At 31.5% G+C, this 21,379-nt stretch carries 20 protein-coding genes; 13 read left to right on the plus strand and 7 right to left on the minus strand.

Annotated features, from left to right (window positions below):
- Positions 1-18 precede the first annotated feature (18 nt).
- The 10 genes from LKV13_RS00330 to LKV13_RS00375 all read left to right on the plus strand — a co-directional run bounded on the left by LKV13_RS00330 (position 19) and on the right by LKV13_RS00375 (position 11,945).
- On the plus strand, positions 19-1,485 hold the full coding sequence (locus LKV13_RS00330; protein WP_229088548.1) for a hypothetical protein: 1,467 nt from the start codon (positions 19-21) through the stop codon (positions 1,483-1,485).
- Complete coding sequence (locus LKV13_RS00335) at positions 1,486-3,810, plus strand: RnfABCDGE type electron transport complex subunit D (RefSeq protein ID WP_229088550.1); 2,325 nt, start codon at positions 1,486-1,488, stop codon at positions 3,808-3,810.
- The gene (locus tag LKV13_RS00340) at positions 3,807-4,373 is read left to right on the plus strand and encodes a hypothetical protein (protein WP_229088551.1); all 567 of its coding nucleotides are present in this window, start codon (positions 3,807-3,809) and stop codon (positions 4,371-4,373) included. The genes LKV13_RS00335 and LKV13_RS00340 overlap by 4 nt, the downstream gene beginning before the upstream one ends.
- Positions 4,373-5,450 (plus strand): peptide chain release factor 2 gene (gene prfB, locus LKV13_RS00345; RefSeq protein ID WP_229089644.1). Its coding sequence is split into 2 segments (ribosomal slippage): positions 4,373-4,425 and positions 4,424-5,450, totalling 1,080 coding nucleotides; the frame shifts between segments, so codons are not numbered across the junction. The genes LKV13_RS00340 and prfB overlap by 1 nt, the downstream gene beginning before the upstream one ends.
- Positions 5,432-6,841: a hypothetical protein gene (locus LKV13_RS00350; protein ID WP_229088552.1), complete on the plus strand. Its 1,410-nt coding sequence runs from the start codon at positions 5,432-5,434 to the stop codon at positions 6,839-6,841. Before prfB ends, LKV13_RS00350 begins: the two co-directional genes overlap by 19 nt.
- A gap of 50 nt (positions 6,842-6,891) precedes the next feature.
- Complete coding sequence (gene ftsY, locus LKV13_RS00355) at positions 6,892-7,737, plus strand: signal recognition particle-docking protein FtsY (RefSeq protein ID WP_229088553.1); 846 nt, start codon at positions 6,892-6,894, stop codon at positions 7,735-7,737.
- Positions 7,734-8,780 carry a hypothetical protein gene (locus LKV13_RS00360; RefSeq protein WP_229088554.1) on the plus strand — a complete coding sequence of 349 codons (1,047 nt, stop codon included), beginning with the start codon at positions 7,734-7,736 and terminating at the stop codon, positions 8,778-8,780. Before ftsY ends, LKV13_RS00360 begins: the two co-directional genes overlap by 4 nt.
- The gene (locus tag LKV13_RS00365) at positions 8,767-10,014 is read left to right on the plus strand and encodes an ABC transporter permease (RefSeq protein ID WP_229089645.1); all 1,248 of its coding nucleotides are present in this window, start codon (positions 8,767-8,769) and stop codon (positions 10,012-10,014) included. The genes LKV13_RS00360 and LKV13_RS00365 overlap by 14 nt, the downstream gene beginning before the upstream one ends.
- Positions 10,015-10,695 (plus strand): ABC transporter ATP-binding protein, encoded by a 681-nt coding sequence (locus LKV13_RS00370; RefSeq protein WP_229088555.1) that lies wholly within the window; start codon positions 10,015-10,017, stop codon positions 10,693-10,695.
- On the plus strand, positions 10,692-11,945 hold the full coding sequence (locus LKV13_RS00375) for an ABC transporter permease (RefSeq protein ID WP_229088556.1): 1,254 nt from the start codon (positions 10,692-10,694) through the stop codon (positions 11,943-11,945). Before LKV13_RS00370 ends, LKV13_RS00375 begins: the two co-directional genes overlap by 4 nt.
- Before the next feature lie 23 nt (positions 11,946-11,968).
- Here the strand turns inward: LKV13_RS00375 and LKV13_RS00380 are convergent, their stop codons facing one another.
- Positions 11,969-13,252, minus strand: a complete 1,284-nt coding sequence (locus tag LKV13_RS00380; RefSeq protein WP_229088557.1) for a hypothetical protein — start codon at positions 13,250-13,252, stop codon at positions 11,969-11,971.
- Entirely contained in the window at positions 13,245-13,562 is a 318-nt protein-coding gene (locus LKV13_RS00385) for a hypothetical protein (protein WP_229089646.1), read from the minus strand. The genes LKV13_RS00380 and LKV13_RS00385 overlap by 8 nt, the downstream gene beginning before the upstream one ends.
- A 183-nt stretch (positions 13,563-13,745) precedes the next feature.
- Here LKV13_RS00385 and LKV13_RS00390 point away from each other — a divergent pair, with 183 nt between their 5' ends.
- Genes LKV13_RS00390 through LKV13_RS00400 form a run of 3 tightly spaced genes read left to right on the plus strand, consistent with a single transcriptional unit; the run spans position 13,746 to position 17,038 of the window.
- Positions 13,746-15,014, plus strand: coding sequence for a cysteine desulfurase (locus LKV13_RS00390; RefSeq protein WP_229089647.1), 1,269 nt, complete (start codon positions 13,746-13,748; stop codon positions 15,012-15,014).
- 56 nt (positions 15,015-15,070) lie between these two features.
- Entirely contained in the window at positions 15,071-15,472 is a 402-nt protein-coding gene (locus tag LKV13_RS00395) for an iron-sulfur cluster assembly scaffold protein (RefSeq protein WP_229088559.1), read from the plus strand.
- 24 nt (positions 15,473-15,496) lie between these two features.
- Positions 15,497-17,038, plus strand: a complete 1,542-nt coding sequence (locus tag LKV13_RS00400; RefSeq protein ID WP_229088560.1) for a YifB family Mg chelatase-like AAA ATPase — start codon at positions 15,497-15,499, stop codon at positions 17,036-17,038.
- Positions 17,039-17,051: 13 nt separating this feature from the next.
- On the opposite strand, the gene LKV13_RS00405 is transcribed toward LKV13_RS00400, so the two are convergent.
- The 5 genes from LKV13_RS00405 to lepA form a co-directional block, all read right to left on the minus strand.
- Positions 17,052-18,002, minus strand: a complete 951-nt coding sequence (locus LKV13_RS00405) for an L-lactate dehydrogenase (protein WP_229088562.1) — start codon at positions 18,000-18,002, stop codon at positions 17,052-17,054.
- A 191-nt stretch (positions 18,003-18,193) separates the two neighbouring features.
- Positions 18,194-18,418, minus strand: a complete 225-nt coding sequence (locus tag LKV13_RS00410) for a hypothetical protein (RefSeq protein ID WP_229088564.1) — start codon at positions 18,416-18,418, stop codon at positions 18,194-18,196.
- Entirely contained in the window at positions 18,408-18,710 is a 303-nt protein-coding gene (locus LKV13_RS00415; protein WP_229088566.1) for a hypothetical protein, read from the minus strand. Before LKV13_RS00415 ends, LKV13_RS00410 begins: the two co-directional genes overlap by 11 nt.
- 48 nt (positions 18,711-18,758) lie before the next feature.
- Positions 18,759-19,187 carry a hypothetical protein gene (locus tag LKV13_RS00420; RefSeq protein ID WP_229088568.1) on the minus strand — a complete coding sequence of 143 codons (429 nt, stop codon included), beginning with the start codon at positions 19,185-19,187 and terminating at the stop codon, positions 18,759-18,761.
- Positions 19,188-19,531: 344 nt separating this feature from the next.
- Positions 19,532-21,331 (minus strand): translation elongation factor 4, encoded by a 1,800-nt coding sequence (gene lepA, locus LKV13_RS00425; protein ID WP_229089648.1) that lies wholly within the window; start codon positions 21,329-21,331, stop codon positions 19,532-19,534.
- Positions 21,332-21,379 lie beyond the last annotated feature (48 nt).

A 21,379-nucleotide genomic window follows, 5' to 3' on the forward strand; every position in this document is an offset into this window, starting at 1 on the left:
TAACAGACAAGGGTAAAAATGAATCCATTCAAGTTTTTATGTGCATTAATACTTCTCTCGTCTTGTAGTGTGGCAGAATTCGGGGATTACAAACCAATTTACTTTAAAGGAGAAGAAGATTTAAAAATTGCAAATGAATATATAAACTCATTGGGATACAGAACAATATCTGAGTATACAACGAAAGTTGGTATACTCGACTTTCCGGATTTCAAGGAAATAACAATACATGAATTAGCGAAGCTTAATGATTATGACCTAAGAAAGGATCCGTTTTTAAAAAACCTACCTAACATTTTCAACCTGTCTAACAAAAAAATACTCTATGTCGATTCATCATTTACAAGCAGTGACTTAAAGAAGCTTAAAAGAGTCAAAAACGTCGAGGGGGAATTACATTCCATTGACCATAAAACCAAGATTAAATACTTTTCAAATATAGTATTTATGATAATGGTAACACTTTTATTAATACTAAATATTAAATATTCACCCTTTATATTACTATTTTTAATAAGTTCATGCGCCATACTGATATATAGCAATGAAATGCTATACTTCTATCCTTTAACTATTCTTTCTTATCTACTATTTGTGCTGATAGATAATTTCAACAAAAATTACAATAAGATCTCTTTACAAGAGATCAGCTTTTTGTCATTAATGAAGAGAATAAAATTTCCAATCTTCTTATTTACATTTATAGTTTTGTACTATGTTGCTGTAATTAACTTCTTAACTATCAATCTTGAACCAATTTTTATTATTTTTGTATCAGCAACAACGCTTTGTATATTTTTGATATTCACTTGGATCAAAACCGAAAGAAATTTTAAAGATACATTCCTATTTTTAATTGAGATAAAAGAACAAAAACGAAAAGCAAGAATTATAAAATTAAAAATTATCACACACCTGCTTCTATTTATAACCTCTTTAATGCCCTTCTTTTATTCACAATACATGCTCAATTCCTACCAAAATTTCAATTACCTTTATAGCAAAAAATTGAACTATTTTGATTACCTAAGTCCTAACAGCATTTACTTAATGGTGGGATATAATGAGGAGATTCCAAATATTATGGGGTATATGTCTCACATACTTTATCAAAATGAGCTTAAATACAAAATAACATCCAAGTATGGAGAATCTAATGAAAATGTGGAGGAAGACTATTTTGAGATAGAAAATAACAGGATAACTGTCAATCCGAAAACTGTATACAGAGTAGACAAGGACTTCATATCTAGACACCTCAATCAAGAACTCTCAAGGTTATTTTTATACAACGGAAATCCCATCTTAATATACAAAGAAAAAAATAGCAGTATTGCAATGGATAAGGATAATTCTAAAATTTTATTTTTTCTTTCTCTGCCTTTTTTCTTATTACTGTTCCTATTTAAGGCGATAAGATTTACAATTCTTTTAAATATTGATAAAAAATATAGAAGTACATTAAAGACTAGAGGAAATATCTAAATGCTTAACTCAGAAAAGCCGCCAAAAATAGAAACAAAGATAAAGATGAGGTACATAGTCAATATAGACGAAATTCAAATCCCTGAATACGTTCTCATTCCACTAGAAACAGAAAATTCAAGATCTAACTTGTATATAATTGAAAACCAGAGGATTGAAGAAGGGCAAATACTGTCAAAAAATGTAAATGTAGATTTATACACATATTCTTCAATATCTGGAATAATAGAGAAAATATATATTGCCAACCTTCCAAATGGAAAAAAATTAAAATCAGCATTAATACAATTTCAAGGAAGAATCAAAAATGAAAAAGAACAATCAGATGAGACGGAATCGAGAGAAAAAACATTAGAAAAGTTGATAAGATTAGGAATCCCTTGGTTTGATGATGATTCACTATTTCAATATGTAAGCAAATGCAAAAAAGTGGATAGAATGATTTTACTCATAAATGGAAGGGATTCGTTTACTAACATCTCAGAAATACTCATAAAAGAAAAATTAAATGAAATTCTTTATGGACTTGAAACAGTCGATAAGATATTTAAATTCAAAGAAATATTAGTAGTGCTAGCAAATTGTAACTTAAAAAGAGAACTTGAAAACTTAATTAATTTTAAAGACAAAAAATTAAAAATCAAACTCATTCCCAATACCCCACAGCCTTACTCAAATCATGAGATGATAATGCACTTTTTATATAATGAGGAGAATACTCAAGAGAACATAAACCCAAATAAAAATATACTTTTAGCAAATGTTGAAGATCTTTACAACGTCCACAGTGCAGTCAGAACAAACATTCCATATAAAGAAAAGTTCATAACCATAAACGGCAATCAAAAAATACAAAGCAAAATAATAAAAGTAAAAATTGGAACCTCCATCCGCCAAATAATAAATGAGGACATTGATATAACAAAATATGATGTATTCTTAAACAATCCAATAAATAAAATAAAAATAAACAGTCTAAATGTGCCTATAACAAGAGATGTATATAGCATTACAATATTTAGAAAAAAACCGGCATTTTTTAATACAAATTTTTTTAAAATACCAAGTTTTTCCCCGCTATATCTTGAAGAGGTTATTCTCTCAAAAATCAAGGGTAAAGACAAACATGAAAATAAAAAATTTAAATTCCTACGATACACCGAAACTGAAATCGAAGAAGAAATAAGCAAGGTTCGAAGAGAAATAAAGGAAAAAATATTAAATATCACTCCAAAAAACGAGCCAATATATACTGAGAATAATCTAAAAGACATCTATTTAACAACTGTATTGGCTCTAATTCCTAGCTTAATTTTTTCCTTTTACAATAATACAAAATTCTTAATTGACACTTTAATACTAACAATTATAAGCTTGGTGGCTTATATCCCAGTAATGCTTAAGGCAAAACATAAATGTCTGCTATTTTTCATATACGCTGCATTAATTACTAGCATAATACTCCCCTTAAATCTTTCTATAACACTAAAGACAATATCGCTACTTTTTACATTTTTAGTATTTTTTTACTTTTCCAAACTTTCCAAATTCCTTGTGAATCCCCTATTAATTTCCTTTGTGTTTTTGTTAATCAACTTCCCATCAAGCTTCAAACAAACATATTCGGAAGAACTATTAATACAAGAGGAGATAATTCCTACTTGGGACAAGATAATTCAGAAAAACCCAAAAATTAAGGGGTTAGAAAGCTTAACAGGATTTAAAAGACATGAAAACAAGTATATCGATATGGTTGAAAAGGTTACAAACGAGCAAATATTATCTCATTTAAGCATGATCATACCGAGATTCCACATTGAAAGCCTATTTGGCCTGCAAAACGAAAAATATTTGTCCCCCATCTTGCTTTATATTGGATTTTCGTTCATTCTCGGAAAATTCATCTTGAATAAACTGATACCACTATCTTTTTATACGAGTCTTCTGCTACTTGCCTATATGCTAAAAAATATGAATATTTACAATCATATAGCCTTTGACACGTTGTCTCTGGCAGTCTCGCCAATTCCAATGCTCTTGATATTTACAATAGGCACAGAACTACAAACAGCACCTTCATTCAAATTTGAGCAAATGATATATGGATGCATGCTGTCTTTATTCTATCTTACAATATTAGGCTATATTCCATTTGAAACCCTATCGGCTGTATTATCAATTTTTATACTACAGATAAGTTCAACTTTAATTAGAAAATACAGTTTAACATTTCAGATCAAAAAAATACTGCATTATTTAAGCGTAAATAAGGAAAAAGCAATAGAACACAAAAATGCAAATGGAGAAGAAATTATAAAATTATGACCAATAACTTAACGATTTACTTATTAGTAAATAATTTATTATTAATACACTTCATCGGCATTGAGGATATAAAAATAAAAGATAATCGAACGTTAACGAAGAAATATTTAACAATAATAATAACTTCTCTATTAATTTATTCACTTCTTTTTTATTTTTATAACTTGCTTGTAAAGCATGAGTTATTATTCATAATGCCGATTATATATGTAGCAATACTCTACATAACAATAATAGGAATTAAAGCACTAAATAATATACTAATTGTCTACAACAAATCGAAATGTTCGAACGACTTTCTTCTGTCTAGCAGTGGATTAGTTGCAATAATATTTTTCGCTCTAGAAAAGAATCATGGCTTCCTTGAAGGAATTGGGATAATTGTCCTGTCTTCGTTAAGCGTCCTAATATCCCTCATGCTGATAATACTAATAAAGAGAAATTTTGAAAAAAGACTGACATCCAAAATATTAGAAAACGAAGCAACGTATTTTTTTATAATGTTCATTTTATCCTTAATTCCAAATATAATTATACTAATAAATAGTAGTGAGAGTTTATGATGCGGGAAAAAATTGACAGATTATTGGAACAGGTTGAAAATGTTTGGAGGAATCTTTGACAGCCAAGCGATTAAGGCACAAATCAAAGAATATGAACTACAAAAAAGTGGTGAAAATTTCTGGAATGACAGAAAAAGGGCACAAGAGATTCTTAAAGAACAGAACATTCTGAAAAGCAAAGTAGAGCCATGGGAAGATTTAATATGCAGGCTTAAGGATTTAAAGGAACTCTGTGAACTCATAGGGAGCGAAGAAGACGCAAAACTGGTAGAATGCGATTTTAATACGATAAATAATACGTACAAAACTCTTCTCACATTGTCTTATTTTAAAGAAGAAATTGATATAAATAACGCGTTCTTAACGATACACTCGGGCGCGGGTGGTACGGAGGCATGCGATTGGGTTAGTATGCTATATCGAATGTACTCAAGATATGCTGAAAGACGTGGATATAAAACAGAACTTATAGATTTACTTGAAGCTGAAGGAGGAATTAAATCGATTACAGTCGAAATAAAAGGAGAATACGCATATGGCCTTTTAAAAAGCGAAGTTGGAATACACCGACTTGTAAGGATCTCTCCTTTTGATACTGCAAAAAAAAGACATACATCTTTTGCTTCTGTTTTTGTTGTTCCTGTAATTGATGATAAAATTGAAATAACAATTAAACCAGAAGACATTAGAGTTGACACGTATAGAGCCTCTGGAGCTGGGGGACAACATGTTAATAAAACATCCTCAGCAGTAAGAATTACTCATCTTCAGACAGGAATAGTAACTCAGTCTCAGAGCGATAGAAGTCAACATAAAAATAAAGAATTGGCAATGAAAGTACTTAAATCAAGACTTTATGAACACTACAAAGAAATTGAACAACAAAAAAACAAATCTAAACAAGAGGAGAAAAAAGACATCTCTTGGGGCAATCAAATAAGATCCTATGTATTTCAGCCTTACAATCTAGTAAAAGATCACAGAACGAAATTTGAAAATCCTAATGTCACCTCCGTAATGGACGGGAACATTGATAACTTTATAGAAGAATATCTGAAATGGAAAAGTTTAAGCTAAACGCAATAATATTATTTTTAAGCTCCATAACAAGCCTACTATATCCTCAAGGTAACGTTGATTACGGTTTTTCTTATATCATCAATGCTAAGGACAAAGATAAAACCCTTAAAGAAGGGATTGATAAAACCCTAAATAAGATCTATGAAGCAATAAACGAACATGTCGTTAATGACAAGGATAAGAGTTTTATCAGAAATCTTTATATACACCAGCATATAGTAAGCAAAGAAAGAGAAATTAGCAACCTTAAAGAAGAAATGGATAGGAAAAGGCTTCAAAATTCGATAAGTTCAAGAGAAGAAAATAGTATAGAAATAAAAATTAATAACCTTAGGCAAGACATTGAAAATATTAAAACTAAGCAAAAAGAACTTGAAGAGTACCTTGTAAGCTTAAAAAAGATGAAAGCAAAATACAAACAAATAGAAGCAAAAGTCAATCTGTTAAATTTGAACACAGAATTTTTAACAAGTGAGGAGCTTTTTTTTATAAACTATATTAATCTTAAAAAAGTAGAAAAATATTATCTTCTTGAAATTAATAATATCACGCCTACGGGGGTTAAAGTTAACAGGGAGGTTTTTAAATTATCATCATCCGTTGATGACATTGCATATAAAATAGCAGAACTTAGTCTTGAAGAAATATTGGGAAGAGAATTTATTAAAATTAGAATAAATGTTCTAAATAATTTAGATGCCAAAATATATATAAACGAAAAGTTCGTATCGAAAGGAATATACAGCGATGATATATTCGATATATCAGAATTACAAAAAAAAGAAATTAACATTCACATCACAAGTACATCCTTTAAACCCTACTCAGCAAATATAAAGGTAAAAAATGGAGATAAGATCAATCTAAATGTTAATTTGCAAAAAGAAAATGAGAACAAAATATTAATCACAAGCAATGTGGAGTCTAGAGTATTTAGAAAGGGAATATTTATAGGAGAAACCCCACTTGAAATCGAAGAACCCAGAGAAATAGAGTCTATTTTACTTCAAGCTGAGGGATACAAAAACATGTTCAAACTACTAAAAAGAGAGGACAAAGAAATACATGTAGAAATGCTGAAAGACAATAAAAGTAAAATTACTGTTGCAAGAGATCTGTTTTATATAAATCTTGGCTTTTTTACGTTAAGTCTAATAGGCACTGTATTTGCGGGTACTCTATCCGGAGAATCATCAGAACTTTACAATATAGCATCAGACAACCTCATTAGCAAAAGAATAGCACCTCAAGACCTATACAGGGCAAAATCAGAGCAAATGATTACAACATTTTTATTAGGCACAGGCATAACTTTATCCATTGGTAGTTTTATCCCACTGATAATCCATTTAGTGCAATATATGCAAGAAGCCAGCAAAGGTGAATAAATTATTGTAGAATTACTTAAGTAGCGTAAAGCGACAGGAGGCCGAGCGGATTGGGCATTTTTAAAAATATAGCGAACCTATTTAAGGGTAAAGAAGAAACCAAGATGGTTGAAAAGCTGGAAGATATCCTGCTAGAAGCAGATATTAAAAGTGATATAGCAGCTGAGATAATAGAAAAAATCAAAAAAACGAAAGTTAGGGGAGAGTCTGCAACAATTCTTAAAGTAAAAGAGTTGTTAAGAAACTACATAAATCAGGAAACACTTAATTTAAAGAATGAAAGCCTAAACATATTACTGATCATTGGAGTAAATGGAGTTGGGAAAACCTCAAGCATCATTAAACTTGCAAATAAACTTAAGATTGAGGGTCATAATGTATTAATATCGGCAGCAGACACGTTCAGGGCGGCAGCAATAGAACAAATTAAAATACAGAGTGAAAAAATTGGCATTAGGGTCGTAGCTCAAGCCCAAGGCAGCGATGCGGCTGCGGTAATATTTGACAGTATTTCAAGTGCAAAGGCCAAAAATTACGATACATTGCTCATTGATACGGCGGGAAGATTGCAAAACAAGGATAATTTGATTAAGGAACTTCAAAAAATGGACAATGTGATTAAAAAACAGGTATCTCAAATAAACGCAAATTATAGAAAAATGTTGGTAATAGACTCTACTTCCGGAAAAAACACAAGTGAGCAAGCAGAAATATTTAACAAAGCAATAGAAATTGATGGCATCATAGCAACAAAATTTGACTCATCCTCTAAAGCTGGCGGAATAATAAACATTTCAAAGCTACTTGGAAAACCAATATATTTTTTTACATTTGGGGAAAAAGTAGAACATATCAGGGAATTTAATATTGATGACTACTTCAATAAACTACTATGAAAAATAAGGTATTAATCTTTTTTTTGATAGTAACGGCACCCACATATGGAAAAAGTTTTTTTTTGTCAGATGTGTTTTTTAACCAATATCAGGAGGTATACGAGATTCCAGAAACAGGATTTTATATTGAATATGAAAAAATCCAGGAAAAGGAAAAATTTAGCCTCTTTAAAGAGAGACAACTGGTAAAATATAGAACAAAAGAAAAAATAGAAGATGTTCAAAGAGTAACACACTACAATGATAAAAAAATCAAGACAAAAGAGGAACTCTACGACAGTTTACATAATAAAATAGAAGAAATAAGATATAGCAATAAGAGAATAGTACTTGAGTCTGTAAAATACTTCTACAAAGATAACAGTTTAGTTTACAAAGAAATTAAATTGTTAAACCAAAAGCCAAAAACACTGCAATACATGAGAAACACAGATGGAAGGCTTTTAAGGATAACTGGATCAAATTTTCAAGTTTGGAACTATGATCCTAATGGAGAGATAAAATCAACATATTTTGACATAAACAAATCTAGTTCAAAAGCAATCAGATATGATGGAAATAAGAACCATTTAGAAAGTATAATAACGACCGACAATAAAATAAGATCTAGAGAAAAAAGTCAATATCTAGAAGATGAAACAATAAATACTCTTGAAGAAGGCGACGTGAAAACCATATCCAAATATAAAGGAAGCAACTTAATTAGAAGAGAAGTATACAAGGGCAACTCAATAGTTGAGATAAGTGATTTTGAATATAATGCATCTGACTTCATTACGATGGAACATGTGACTGTAAAAGAAAAAAAAAAGGAGTACAATACTAGAACAGAATATGAATATGAAGATGATAGTAAATTGAAATCAAAAAAAATTTATGAAAATGACCTAATGTCACTGAAAACTGAATATTTTGATGAGAATGAGTATGAACAGGAAATGTACCACAACGGGGAGGTTATCTTTAAGGTAAGATATAAAGATGACAAAGTTATTGAAGAGGCGAGGCAAAATATTACCAGGGACAGCAATGGAACTAAATAAATTATTGTTAAAAAGACTGATATTGGATGAGAAAAATAGCTTATCGCTTTCGATTGTGGTCGTGTTGAGTATAGTGCTTGGACAAGTACTTATCATCATCACAATATCAATAATGAATGGATTTCAGAATGACTTCTTCACAAGTATATCTGCCCTAGAGAGTGGAAACTTAAAAATCGAAAGCGAATTAAACAAAGAAGAACTTGATTATCTTAAGGAGATTAAAGAGGTAGTTCATATCAACAAAATATATGAAACTCAGGGAATCGGAATTGAGAGCTACTACTATCCAACTATTTTAAACGTCATTGCTCTTGACACAGAAGATATCACAAGGGATGAAAATTTTCTTCTCCTAACCGGCCTTGAAAAGTTTGAACTTGACCTTAATGAAGACGAAGTTATAATAGGAGATGTGCTTTCTTACAATTTAGGATTATCTGAAGGCGATCTAATGGGAATAATAGTGAGTGATGAAATACAAAACATTAAAGCATTAGAGGATCAAATCAAGCATTTTAAAATAAGATCCATTTTTAGAAGTAATTATGCAAAGATTAACGGATCCACAGTATTTATGAACATTAATTACTTTTACAGAAAAAATGTTATAAAAAACTCAGATATCAGCTATCAAATAAAAACACTAAACCTGTACCCAAGTCAAACATTGATAAATAACATAGGGAGTATCAATCCAAACATAAGGTTTAAAACATGGAACGAATACAATAAAGAACTCTATAGAGCATTAAAAATAGAGAAAAACACAATGCTCATAATTTTGACCTTCATATTTCTTGTTATTGCAGTTAATACATATTATTTACAAAAAAGAATATTAATAAACAAAAGCAAATCGATCTCGATCCTCTTATCTATTGGTCTTAAATCTCAAAAAATTAGGCAAATCTTCTTAATTCACTCGGCCGTAATTTGCGTATTGGGTAGCATAATTGGGATCATTGCAGGCATTCTTATATCTTTAAACATCAATGAAATCCTAAACTTAATCGACCTTTTGGTAAACAGTTTAATCAATGTTGTTAACTACCTATCAAACTTAAGCGTACAAAATGTTGAAATCAAAATAGTAAAGAAAATGATTACTCCTAAAATATTCCTAAGCGATTTACTATTTACATTCTCTTTTGCCTGCTGCTTTACGATGTACTCAAGCCTCAGTCTAACAAAAAGGATTAAATGTGTCCAGAAAGTAAATGGGACAGCATAAATGACTAACATATTAACTGTAAAGGAAATACACAAAACATACATCAAAAATAAAACAAAAATAAAAGTAATAGAAAATTTAAGCATAAATGTAAAGAGTGGAGATTTTATCTCCATTCAAGGAAAGAGCGGTTGTGGAAAATCAACACTCTTCAACATAATATCAGGAATTGATAAGATGGACTCCGGAGACATAGTATCTTGTGGAATTTCTTTAAAAGATGCAAATGAAAAGACACTCAGTTTGTACAAAAATAAAAAAATAGGTCTTGTTTTTCAGAATCATAATTTAATTGATGAGTTTAATGTATTTGAAAATATTACCTTACCTAAAATAATTGAAGGACGGGATAGCTTTGAGATAATAAATAGAAAAGCTTTAAATTTAATGAGAATATTGGAAATAGATTCAAGAGCAGAACACTATCCTTCAGAACTCTCGGGGGGAGAAGCACAAAGGGTAGCAATTGCTAGAGCATTAATAAATGAACCCAACATTATATTATGCGATGAACCTACTGGGAACCTGGATACTAATACCGCAAAGACAGTCGAATCTTTGCTAATAGATACTGCTAAAAAATTTAGAAAAACATTAATTTTAGTTACTCACAACCTGGAGTTTGCCAACAAAGCAGATATAAAATACGAGCTTAAAGAAAAAAAATTAAAGAGAATATGATGCATACAAGCATTAAAGAACTCGCAAAAATAGCATACATAATCTTTGCAAATTCAACAAACAAGAAAGCACTAATTGGCTCTGGAATATCTTTAAGCTTAGTGATGGTTCCTTTAATTGTCGTTTATTATATGTCAAATAACATCGTAAACTCAACGATAAACAGATACATTGAAAATGAAGGCTTCTCTTTGCAAATTGAGCATAATGAAACTCAAAAGGATGGATTTCTCAGAGAAAAATTAGAAAAATTTAAAAAAGAATACCAGCATAATGAATTAAAATACTTTTTTGAAAGAAGAACTTATGGAATAATTGGGAACATAAAGAAACAGGGCGCTTTAATACGGGCGGTAGAATCTAAATTCATTGACGAAAATAAACACATAAAATTAGTAGATGGAAAGAAAAGCATGAAAAGGGACGAAGTACTAATATCAAAACAAATAAAAGAAAAGCTTAATTTAAATGTAAATGAACATATCTACATAGTGGTACCAAATAATAAGCACCAAAAGACATTGCCAAGAGTGAGGAAGTTTAATATATCTGGGATAATTGAAACAGGATTAGGAGAAGTCGATAAAAACTTAATTTTCATATCGTTACAAGATTCATACATAATGTCGGAAGAATTTTCTAAAAGCATAATCGGACTCTCCCTTAATCGTGCTGGTAAGGAAAAAATTGATGGTTTGAAAGAAATCCTTGCAAAAGAATTTTCCGAATATAAAATAAAAACATTTTATGAACTCTACTTTAACAAATACATGAACCTAGAGACCAGCAAAAAACTATTGCTATTCATTATGGCATTTATTGTAATATTTGCAAGTATCAACATATCCTCATCCCTTTGTATGTTAATATTTGAAAATAAGAAGAAAATTGCAATATTTAAATCAATTGGAATGAATAATTTAAGTCTTAAAGCAATATTTATGCTAATAGCGTCCGTCTTAAGCTTTGTATCTTGCATCATAGGAATACTCATTGGAAACTACATCACCATTAACATCGAATACCTAATTAACACGGTGGACATCGTTACCAACACAATTTCAAAAATATTTAAGGTTGAACATACAGAACTTCTAAACTCTGACTATTACATCTCTGAATTTAACATTCAGATAAGCATAAAATTTAGCTTAACTATCCTAGTCTCATATACGCTACTGAGTATTGCAACAACACTTATTCCTCTAAACATCATCTCAAAGCTCAAAGAAAAAGAAATTCTGAGGTAGAACTGACATCAGTTGCATCAAAATTACGTTGATACGTTAACAATTTTAATAGAAGACAATTCTTCTTTAATGTTAGGGTAAATCTCCGCTGGGAAAATAGTCTTTAACACAAAACTCTGTCTAGTATGCCTCCTAAGAGCAGAATTTGATTCAGAAATTAATCTTCGCCGTAAAGATCTAATAATCGAGCCTCCCTTATTAAGATAAGCGACCTCTACCTCTAAACTTTTAATATCATCCTGGTAACTATTAAAAACTTCTATTAAAGAATTTGCCTCATAAATCCCAAAAGATTGTTTGAAATAACTTCCAAGATACTTAAAATTCAAAACTGAAAAATCTGTACTCAGATTAACACCAGAAACATCTTCAACTCCACTAAAAAATTCAACTAAAAGAATATCAAGAACCATTCTCCTGGGATGCCCCTTAATCTCCTTGGGGATGCTATGTACAAAATCAAGTGGAGCATACACACCTTTGATCCATCTGTTAGGTAAATCACTTATCTTATCAATCACTTTATTCAAAACAGGTTTATTCAAATCATCATAAACAGTAAAACTATACTTAATTTTTTTAATAGGTTCCTTGTTCGAGATAACCCCTGCCTTTAATTGGTAAGAATGTGCATCTTCAAAAACTAAAACTTTAACTCCCTCAACTTCAACACGATACAAGGCTTGCGGATCTGAAGCAAGACTAGCGGATTCAACGACCAAGTCAGATGCCCTCGTAATTGAGGGTAAACCTTGTTGTACTATAGCCTCCGACACATGCTGTTCTTTGCCAAACTTTCCCTCTCCTCCAATAAAGGAACGTACTATTATATACGTAATGAACGAAACAACCCCTATTAATAAAAGACCCAAAAGCAACACTAGCGCTATTTGTTTAAATTTCTTATTCTCATCATAAGAGCTTAAATCAATTCTTCCCGATATTCCAAATTCCCTAGCCTGCAGACCTAGATGTATTAATCCATTGTTCCCGTTCTTTCTATATAGCCTCCTTACAACCTTTTCATAAAGATTTAAAAACGAAGCAAACATAGTCTTATTGTGAAGACAATGTAAATATACATCTTCAAGTTCTTTCAAAGCAGAATTTAACTGCCCAACTTGCTCTAGTCTTTGCGCTCTATCATATCCCCTGGAAAAATGTATTTTAATATTTTCAATATCATTATCAGATAAATCCGATCGTGAAATGATATCCCTTATATTCCTTTCCTTTAATACCCTACTCCTATACTTGCTTAACCTAGACAAATAAATTTTAATTCGTTCCTCAGAGGTCTTACTCATTGTCCTCTAACTCATCAACCTTCTTTAAAAGCCAATAAGCAATATTTTTAGCCGTATCTTTTGTAATAGAAATTCCAAAAAAAGAGTTTATCAAAATCATCCTTTCTTTAGAACCTTTATGTCTTCCAGATATTTCTTCCAACGCTCCCTCTTTAGTCTTAGTAAAAACAATCTCCTCAGGTATTTCTGTGGATTCAAAGACAAGATCACAAAAAATCTCTCCAGTGTTGGTTACATTTCCATAAATATTATTAACAGGTACTAACTTATAGTCCTCTGCTTTCTCAAATTTATAAATTATTTCTTTCATAGCACGAATTATAACATAAAGATAGAATTCAAATATAAAAGCTAAAGTTATGCAAGAACTTAAAATTAAAGTATCAATTGCAAAAACGATCTTCATCACAAAAATAAAACAATAAATAATATTATAGTGTTTAAAACAAGGATTTTTATTTTAAAATGAATGAGAAAGGAAAATTTTTCTAGAATGAAACCTAATCTGACAACAGACACAAATAAAAAAGCTAAGTTTTTAAGAAAAGATTTCCCCATTTTGAATAAAACTGTAAACAATAAGAAGCTTATTTATTTCGATAACGCTGCTACCTCTCAAAAACCCCAAAGTGTAATTTTATCTGAAGTAGAATACTATGAAAATTACAATGCAAATGTTCACAGAAGTGGACATGAACTTGCAATCCAATCCAGTCTAAAAATAGAAGAGACAAGGAAACTTGTAAAAAAATTTGTTAATGCAGAATCTAGTGAAAATATAATATTTAACTCTGGAACAACAGATGGGATAAATACAGCAGCAAATTCGTTACTTTTTTCAAAAATCTTAAAAGAAAAAGATGAAATCATTTTAACAACTCTCGAACACAACAGCAATTTACTCCCTTGGATTAATATCAGTAAATATTTAAACCTAAAAATTAAACTTGCAAAGTTTAACGAAATGGGTCTTATTCCGCCTCTACAAATAAAAAGCTTAATTACAAATAAAACTAAAATTATTGCTATATCGGGTATAAGCAACATGCTGGGTACTATTCAAGATTTAGAAGAAATTGGAAAAATTGCCAAAGAAAATAAAATTATTTTTTTTGTAGATGCAGCGCAAATGGCGCCTCACACGGAAATAGATATACGTAAAATCAACTGTGACTTTTTGGCATTCTCAGGTCACAAAATGCTTGCACCAACGGGAGTAGGGGTACTATACATATCCAATAAAATTATAAATAAACTCAGTAGTTCCAAGCTAGGAGGCAATACTATAGAAGATATCTTTATAGAAAATGAAGAAATTTTATTTAAACCTCTTGAATCACCAAATAAATTTGAATCAGGAACCCCCAATATTGCGGGAATCATTGGGCTTGGCAAAGCAATAGAATACATTAATAGTGTTTCAATGAAATTTATTAAAGAACAAGATAAGGAACTAGTTGAATATTGCGTTGAAAGATTAAAAGAAATCGATGAAGTCGAATTTCTCCTAGATCAATACATTAAACGAAACGCAATAATATCATTTACAATAAATGATATCCATTCACACGATATTGAGACATACCTTGATACAATGGGCATTGCAATCCGATCTGGACGTACTTGTTCCTACCTTGCGTTCCTCTCAGAAAATATACAAAAAAATCATCTCTTAAGAATAAGTTTTTATTTTTATAACACAAAGGAAGAAATTGATGCTTTTATATTTTCTCTTAAAAAAACAATAAAAGTGTTTAATTAACCCAACACCATCAATTTTATATTGATTTAATTAAACAAACTACTTAAAATTGAACTATGCTTTCAGAAAAAATAAAAAAGGAACTAATAAGACTTAGCAGGATAAGTACATACACATTTAAAACAGACGAGGATCAGAATTTAGTTTACCAATCCAAGTGTGGTGATCAAATAGCCTTTCAAATAAACGTGAAGAACGGAAAGATCAGACTGAAATACAATGCGTCAGGTTGTGTTGTTCTTCTTGCCAGCGCTTATACACTAACTAGGATATGCGATAACAAATCTGAAGAAAAAATGCTGGAAGTCATAACAAAAACAATTAATAAAAACTTTGAAAAGCTAGAAGAAATTGATGCAAGTCTTAAAAATTTTGAAAATTTCATACATACGAATAGGCAAGATTGCTTCATGCTACCATATAAAGCCCTAAATGAAAGCTTAAACACAATGAAATAACTTAAATATTTAAGGAGAATTTAAATGAGAATATACTCCCACTCGTCCATGGGGTATGACGGAGAGCTAATTGAAATTGAAGTAGATACCAGAAAAGGAATTTCGGGCATTGATATTGTTGGGCTTGCTGGAAGTGAAATTAAAGAATCAAGGGAAAGAGTAAAAGCAGCTATCAAAAATTCAGAGTTCAGTTTTCCAAAAGACAGGATACTGATAAATCTTGCACCAGCAGGTATCAAAAAGATTGGAACAGCAATTGACCTTTCAATTGCAACAAGCATTATAAACATAAATGAAAATAAAAATAATAATTTAGAAATCCTAATATTAGGAGAATTACAATTAGACGGCAAAATAAGGGCAATTAAGGGAGTATTACCTGCTATCTCACTTGCAAAGGAAAGAGGCATTAAGTGCATCATAATACCCTTTGATAATATAGAAGAAGGTTTTCTATTGGATAACCTAAACATCTGGGGAGTTAAAACTTTAAAAGAAACTCTGGAGATACTAGAACATCTTAACAATAATATATTTCCGAAAAAACAAACGATTGATGCCACAATAGAATATATTAAAGAGGCTCCTGAAGAAAAATCTGAATACGATTTTAAAAATATAAAGGGACAACATAGGATAAAGAGAGCGCTTGAAATAGCAGTCGCTGGGGGTCACAATCTCATGCTTTTTGGGCCACCTGGAAGTGGAAAAACTCTCAGCGTAAAATGCATCAGATCCATTTTACCACCACTTACAAATAAAGAACTGATTGAAACAAACAAAATTTGGTCGGCAGCAGGCAAACTAATAGATACAAAAATAATAAGACAAAGACCATTTAGGCAACCCCATCATACTGCAAGCAAAGAAGGCATAGTCGGCGGTGGTTCTAATGCTTTGCCTGGAGAAGTATCGCTAGCACACAATGGAATCCTATTCCTAGATGAAGCTTTAGAATTTCAAAAATCAATACTACAGTCGCTTCGGGAACCAATCGAAGATAAAACAATCTCAATTGTAAGGGCAAGCTCAAGGTCGTTTAAATACCCTGCAAATTTTCAGCTAGTCATTGCTACAAACCCTTGTCCCTGCGGAAATCTTGGCAAAAAAGACATAGAATGCTTCTGCTCCCAACAAGAAGTTTCAAACTATTGGAAAAAACTCGGAGCAGCTATGCTTGATAGAATTGATATTAGAGTACCAACCAAAGCGGTAAACAATGAAAAATTATTTCAAGAAGAAAGTGAAAGTTCAAATGAAATAAGAAAAAGAATATTAAAAGCAAGAAATATCCAAAGCAAAAGATATAAAGACACCGAAGGTGTACACAAAAACTGTGACCTTAAGCCAGAACAAATTGCCACATATTGCAAATTAGATAAAGTACTACAAGACGAATTGATTTACATTTTAAACAAACTTAACATATCATCAAGAGCCACCCATTCAATACTAAAAATTGCAAGAACAATCTCCGATTTAAAGGAAGAGAGCCACATCTCAAGAGAATCATTACTAGAGGCAATTGAACACAGAAAAAGCGGCGAACAGCTCATAGAATTTTAAAGCCCAATGGGCTTTAAAATTCTATTTTATCAATATAGCCTCTAAGCTGTTCAGCAGAAGCTTTCAGTTTCTCAATTTCTCTATCGCTTATATTAAAGTCAAGAGTCTCTTTCACACCCTCTTTGCATATCACAGAGGGAGCTCCGACATAAATATCCTGGGCAACCCCCTTGTACTGACCATTAATATATGAAGATATAGGTAGAATAAGATTCTGATCACTGATTATCGCGTTTACAATATTTTTAATTCCAAGTCCAATAGCATAATAAGTAGCCCCCTTAAGCTTAATCACTTCATAAGCAGCATTTACAACCCGAGCATGAATCTCATCAAGGTCTTCCTCCCCTATTTTCCCCTCATTAAGGTATTCAGATAAAGGCTTCATAGCTATTTTGGTTTCATCCCATGTAACAAAAGAACTATCCCCATGCTCCCCCATAACATATGAATGAACATTCTGAGTATTTACCTTAAAACGCTCCGCCAAAAAATACCTAAGCCTTGAGGTATCAAGTGTAGTTCCTGTTCCAATGACCCTATGTACCAGAAACCCAGAGTACTTCATCGTAACATAAGTCATAATATCAACAGGATTACTTGCAATTACAAAAATACCGCTAAAACCACTTGAAACAATGCTTGTAACAATCTCTTTAAATATTTTAGTATTCTTACCTACTAGGTCAAGTCTTGTTTCTCCCACCTTTTGGTTAAGACCCGCAGTAATTACAACAATATCAGCATCAGAACAGTCCTGGTATGTTCCAAAGCTTATTTTAATATTTTTCCCCAGGAACATCTGTCCATGGTTTAAATCCATAACCTCACCCTTAGCCTTATCTTTCGCTACATCAATAATGACAAGCTCGTGGACAAGTGAGTTATCTATTGTTAAAGCATAAGCAAAACTCGAACCAACACCCCCAGCTCCAACAAGAACCACTTTATTACACTTAAGCATACATAAATCTCCATATAAAATTATTTAACTTAATGAAATTATCTTATAACATTTCAAAATACTTTTCCAATATTTTTAACAAGAACTAAATACCTCACAACCTACCAAAAATGCAATAAAAGCAACTCAAAGAGAAAATCATAAAAACAAATAATCTATATAACAAAAAATTAAACAAGCTTAATAAAGTTTTAATCAAAACTAACATTATCATAACCTAATTTTATAAGTCTTTTAACATCTTCAAATTTAGATCCATTAAAAACAATTTCTACATTGCCATTATGACCGATACCATTCATAGCACGAGTAAAGCCTTCCTCTATAAACACCTTTTCCAAAGGAAGTGTAACAGTAATCAGTATTACATTCCTTTTAGGTCTAAATATCAAATCTGCAAAAAGTTTACCCCCCAACAACCCTAAATCCCGTGTAATGCTTAGTCTCATATTTTTCAACATTACCCAAGGTAAAAATAAAGTTCTCCAATATTTTATTTAAACTCTGTAATTCAGCATTTGATTTTGCCAATTTTTCCAGATTCTTTGTTAATAAAAGATTTTTGTCATTTTTTTGAGGCATTATATCACGTAGCATTGTCGCCCGAGCAACACCCTTATTTTTTTTACTACTAGAAACTTTACTATTGTTAACACCAGCAGCAGGGTAAGTAGTTAATTTTAATGTTATTAAATTATCTTCATACACATCATATTCTACAAGAATAATTTCCGAAGGATCTCTTTTAGCCTGATTCTAAGCCGCTACCTCGAATTTTCTAGCCACACAAATAAGCTTAGTTGAATCAAAATCTACATTATTGTATCTCTCCGTTATTTGACCAAACTTCTCCCTCATCACATACAAAAAATCACGCTTCCTATCTTTCAATACCTCATCATATCCAACAGCCTGCAAAACATGCATAGGGCTAGCATCTTTCTTATATTCAAATATCACAGGAACAACACGATCATTTGCCTCCATAATTCCAAGTGTATCTATTCTTTTATTTCCTATCTTAAATTCAGTAGCTATTAACTTCACTTTGAAAAAAACTTCTAAATTAGACTCAAATATTTTTTGTATATCTTCTTCAGCTTTAATATGTAAATTTTCTAACTCCACCGCTTTAGACTCAGAGAAAAGCTTAAAAAGTTTAGTTGTATGCGCCAATTCCTTCATACCCGTACATTATATACACAGTTAACACATAAATCCATAAATCAAAACCCAATCCTAGGATCCTCTCCCCTTCTTCCAATCCATTAAAAACAATTCGATATTTAGTGAGGACTTTTCAAGATCAAATAGTGATTTAGAGGAAGGTTTTGCTCGTGGTGTTAGCAATATTGGGGTTATGAAAGTGTAAACATTTACTGCAATTTAACATCCAATAACAATAACCTCTTAAAGTCAATTTTTATATTTATAAATCTAATAAATTCCAAATATCAAGAAATAAACTCTCTTTTATACCCCTTACAAATGACTTCACCACTCGTACTTCATAACTTTCTAAATTATCCCTACTTATCATCTGACTTAAGCACAGAAAGAAAAGCACTTTGTGGTATCTCAACATTTCCTATCACCTTCATTCGCTTCTTCCCTTCCTTTTGCTTTTCTAAAAGTTTTCTCTTACGAGTGATATCACCACCATAACATTTAGCAGTAACATCTTTTCTAACAGGTGAAATTGTCTCTCGAGCAATAATATTTGAACCAATGGCACCCTGAATTGCTATTTTAAACTGTTGCCTTGCAATCTCTTTCTTTAATTTCTTACAAATACCCGTAGCCTTAGTCCTTGCATTATCTTTGAAAACCAATTGAGATAATGCATCAACTCTGTCCCCATTAACCAAAATATCTAATTTAACTAAATCTGTTACCTCATAACCTAATAATTCATAGTCAAAAGAAGCATATCCGCGGCTCACAGATTTGATTTTATCGTAAAAATCAAAAAGTATTTCTGCAAGAGGCATTTTGTAAATAACCTCAACTCGTTTTGTGTCAAGATAAATTAAGTTTTCTTGTACTCCTCTTTTAAGCAAGCAAATACTCATAACATTACCCAAAAACTCTGAGGGAACAATAATATTAGCTCTAATATAAGGCTCAAGGGCACATTCAATATGCTCACTTCCAAGAAACTGCTCAGGACTCTCAATAAAATAAGGATCTCCTTTTTTGGGAACGATTTTATAACGAACTGAAGGAGAAGTTAAGATTACATTAAGATCAAATTCACGCTCAATTCTTTCCTGAATTACCTCTAGATGCAGTAAACCTAAAAATCCACATTTAAATCCATGGCCAAGGGCAGCGGAAGCATCTTTTTCAAAGGTAAGTGATGCATCATTAAGCTTAAGCCTGTCCATTGCCTTTAAAAGATCGTCATATTGATTAGCATCAACTGGATAAACAGAAGAGAATACCACAGGCTTGACCTCTTTAAACCCTTCAAGAGGGCAACTTGCCGGTCTATCAAAAAGGGTTACAGTATCTCCAATCTTAACGTCTGATATATTCTTTATTCCTGCAATAAAATAACCAACATCGCCAACTTCCAAAAAATCTCTTCTCTCAAGCGATATTTTAAAGACCCCAATCTCTTCAACTAAATATTCACTACCTGAATGCATCAATTTAATTTTATCGCCCGTCTTGATTCGACCTTCAAAAATTCTAAAATGAACAATAACACCTCGATAAGAGTCATAATGTGAATCAAAAATTAAAGCCTTCAACGCATTATCAATACCGCCCTCAGGAGATGGAACATGTCTACAAATAGACTCAAGCAACTCATCAATTCCTACCCCATTTTTGGCAGATATAGATACAGCAATACTTGAATCCATACCTAAATCACGCTCTATTTGCTCTTTTACAAAATCAACATTCGCACTCGGTAAATCTATTTTATTAATGACGGGAATAATTTCAAGATCATGCTCAAAAGCCATATAAAAGTTAGAAACAGTTTGAGCCTCTATTCCCTGGCTCGCATCAATAAGTAAAATCGCTCCCTCACAAGATGAAATTGCCCTTGAGACCTCATAAGAAAAATCGACATGGCCCGGCGTATCTACAAAATTAAGCTCATAAGTATTCCCATCACTGCTCTTATACTCAATAGTAACAACTTGACTCTTAATCGTAATACCCCTCTCTCTTTCAATATCCATGCTATCAAGCATCTGGCTTTTAAAATCCCGATCTGAAACTATTTTGGCCTTCTGTATAAATCTATCCGCTAAGGTCGATTTACCATGATCAATATGTGCGATAATGCAAAAATTCCTCTTATAAGAACTAATCCCAAACTCCCTAAATCAAAATAGTTAGAAACACCAAAATAATTATAC

The organism is Candidatus Borrelia undatumii (assembly GCF_020882015.2).
GTDB lineage: Bacteria > Spirochaetota > Spirochaetia > Borreliales > Borreliaceae > Borrelia.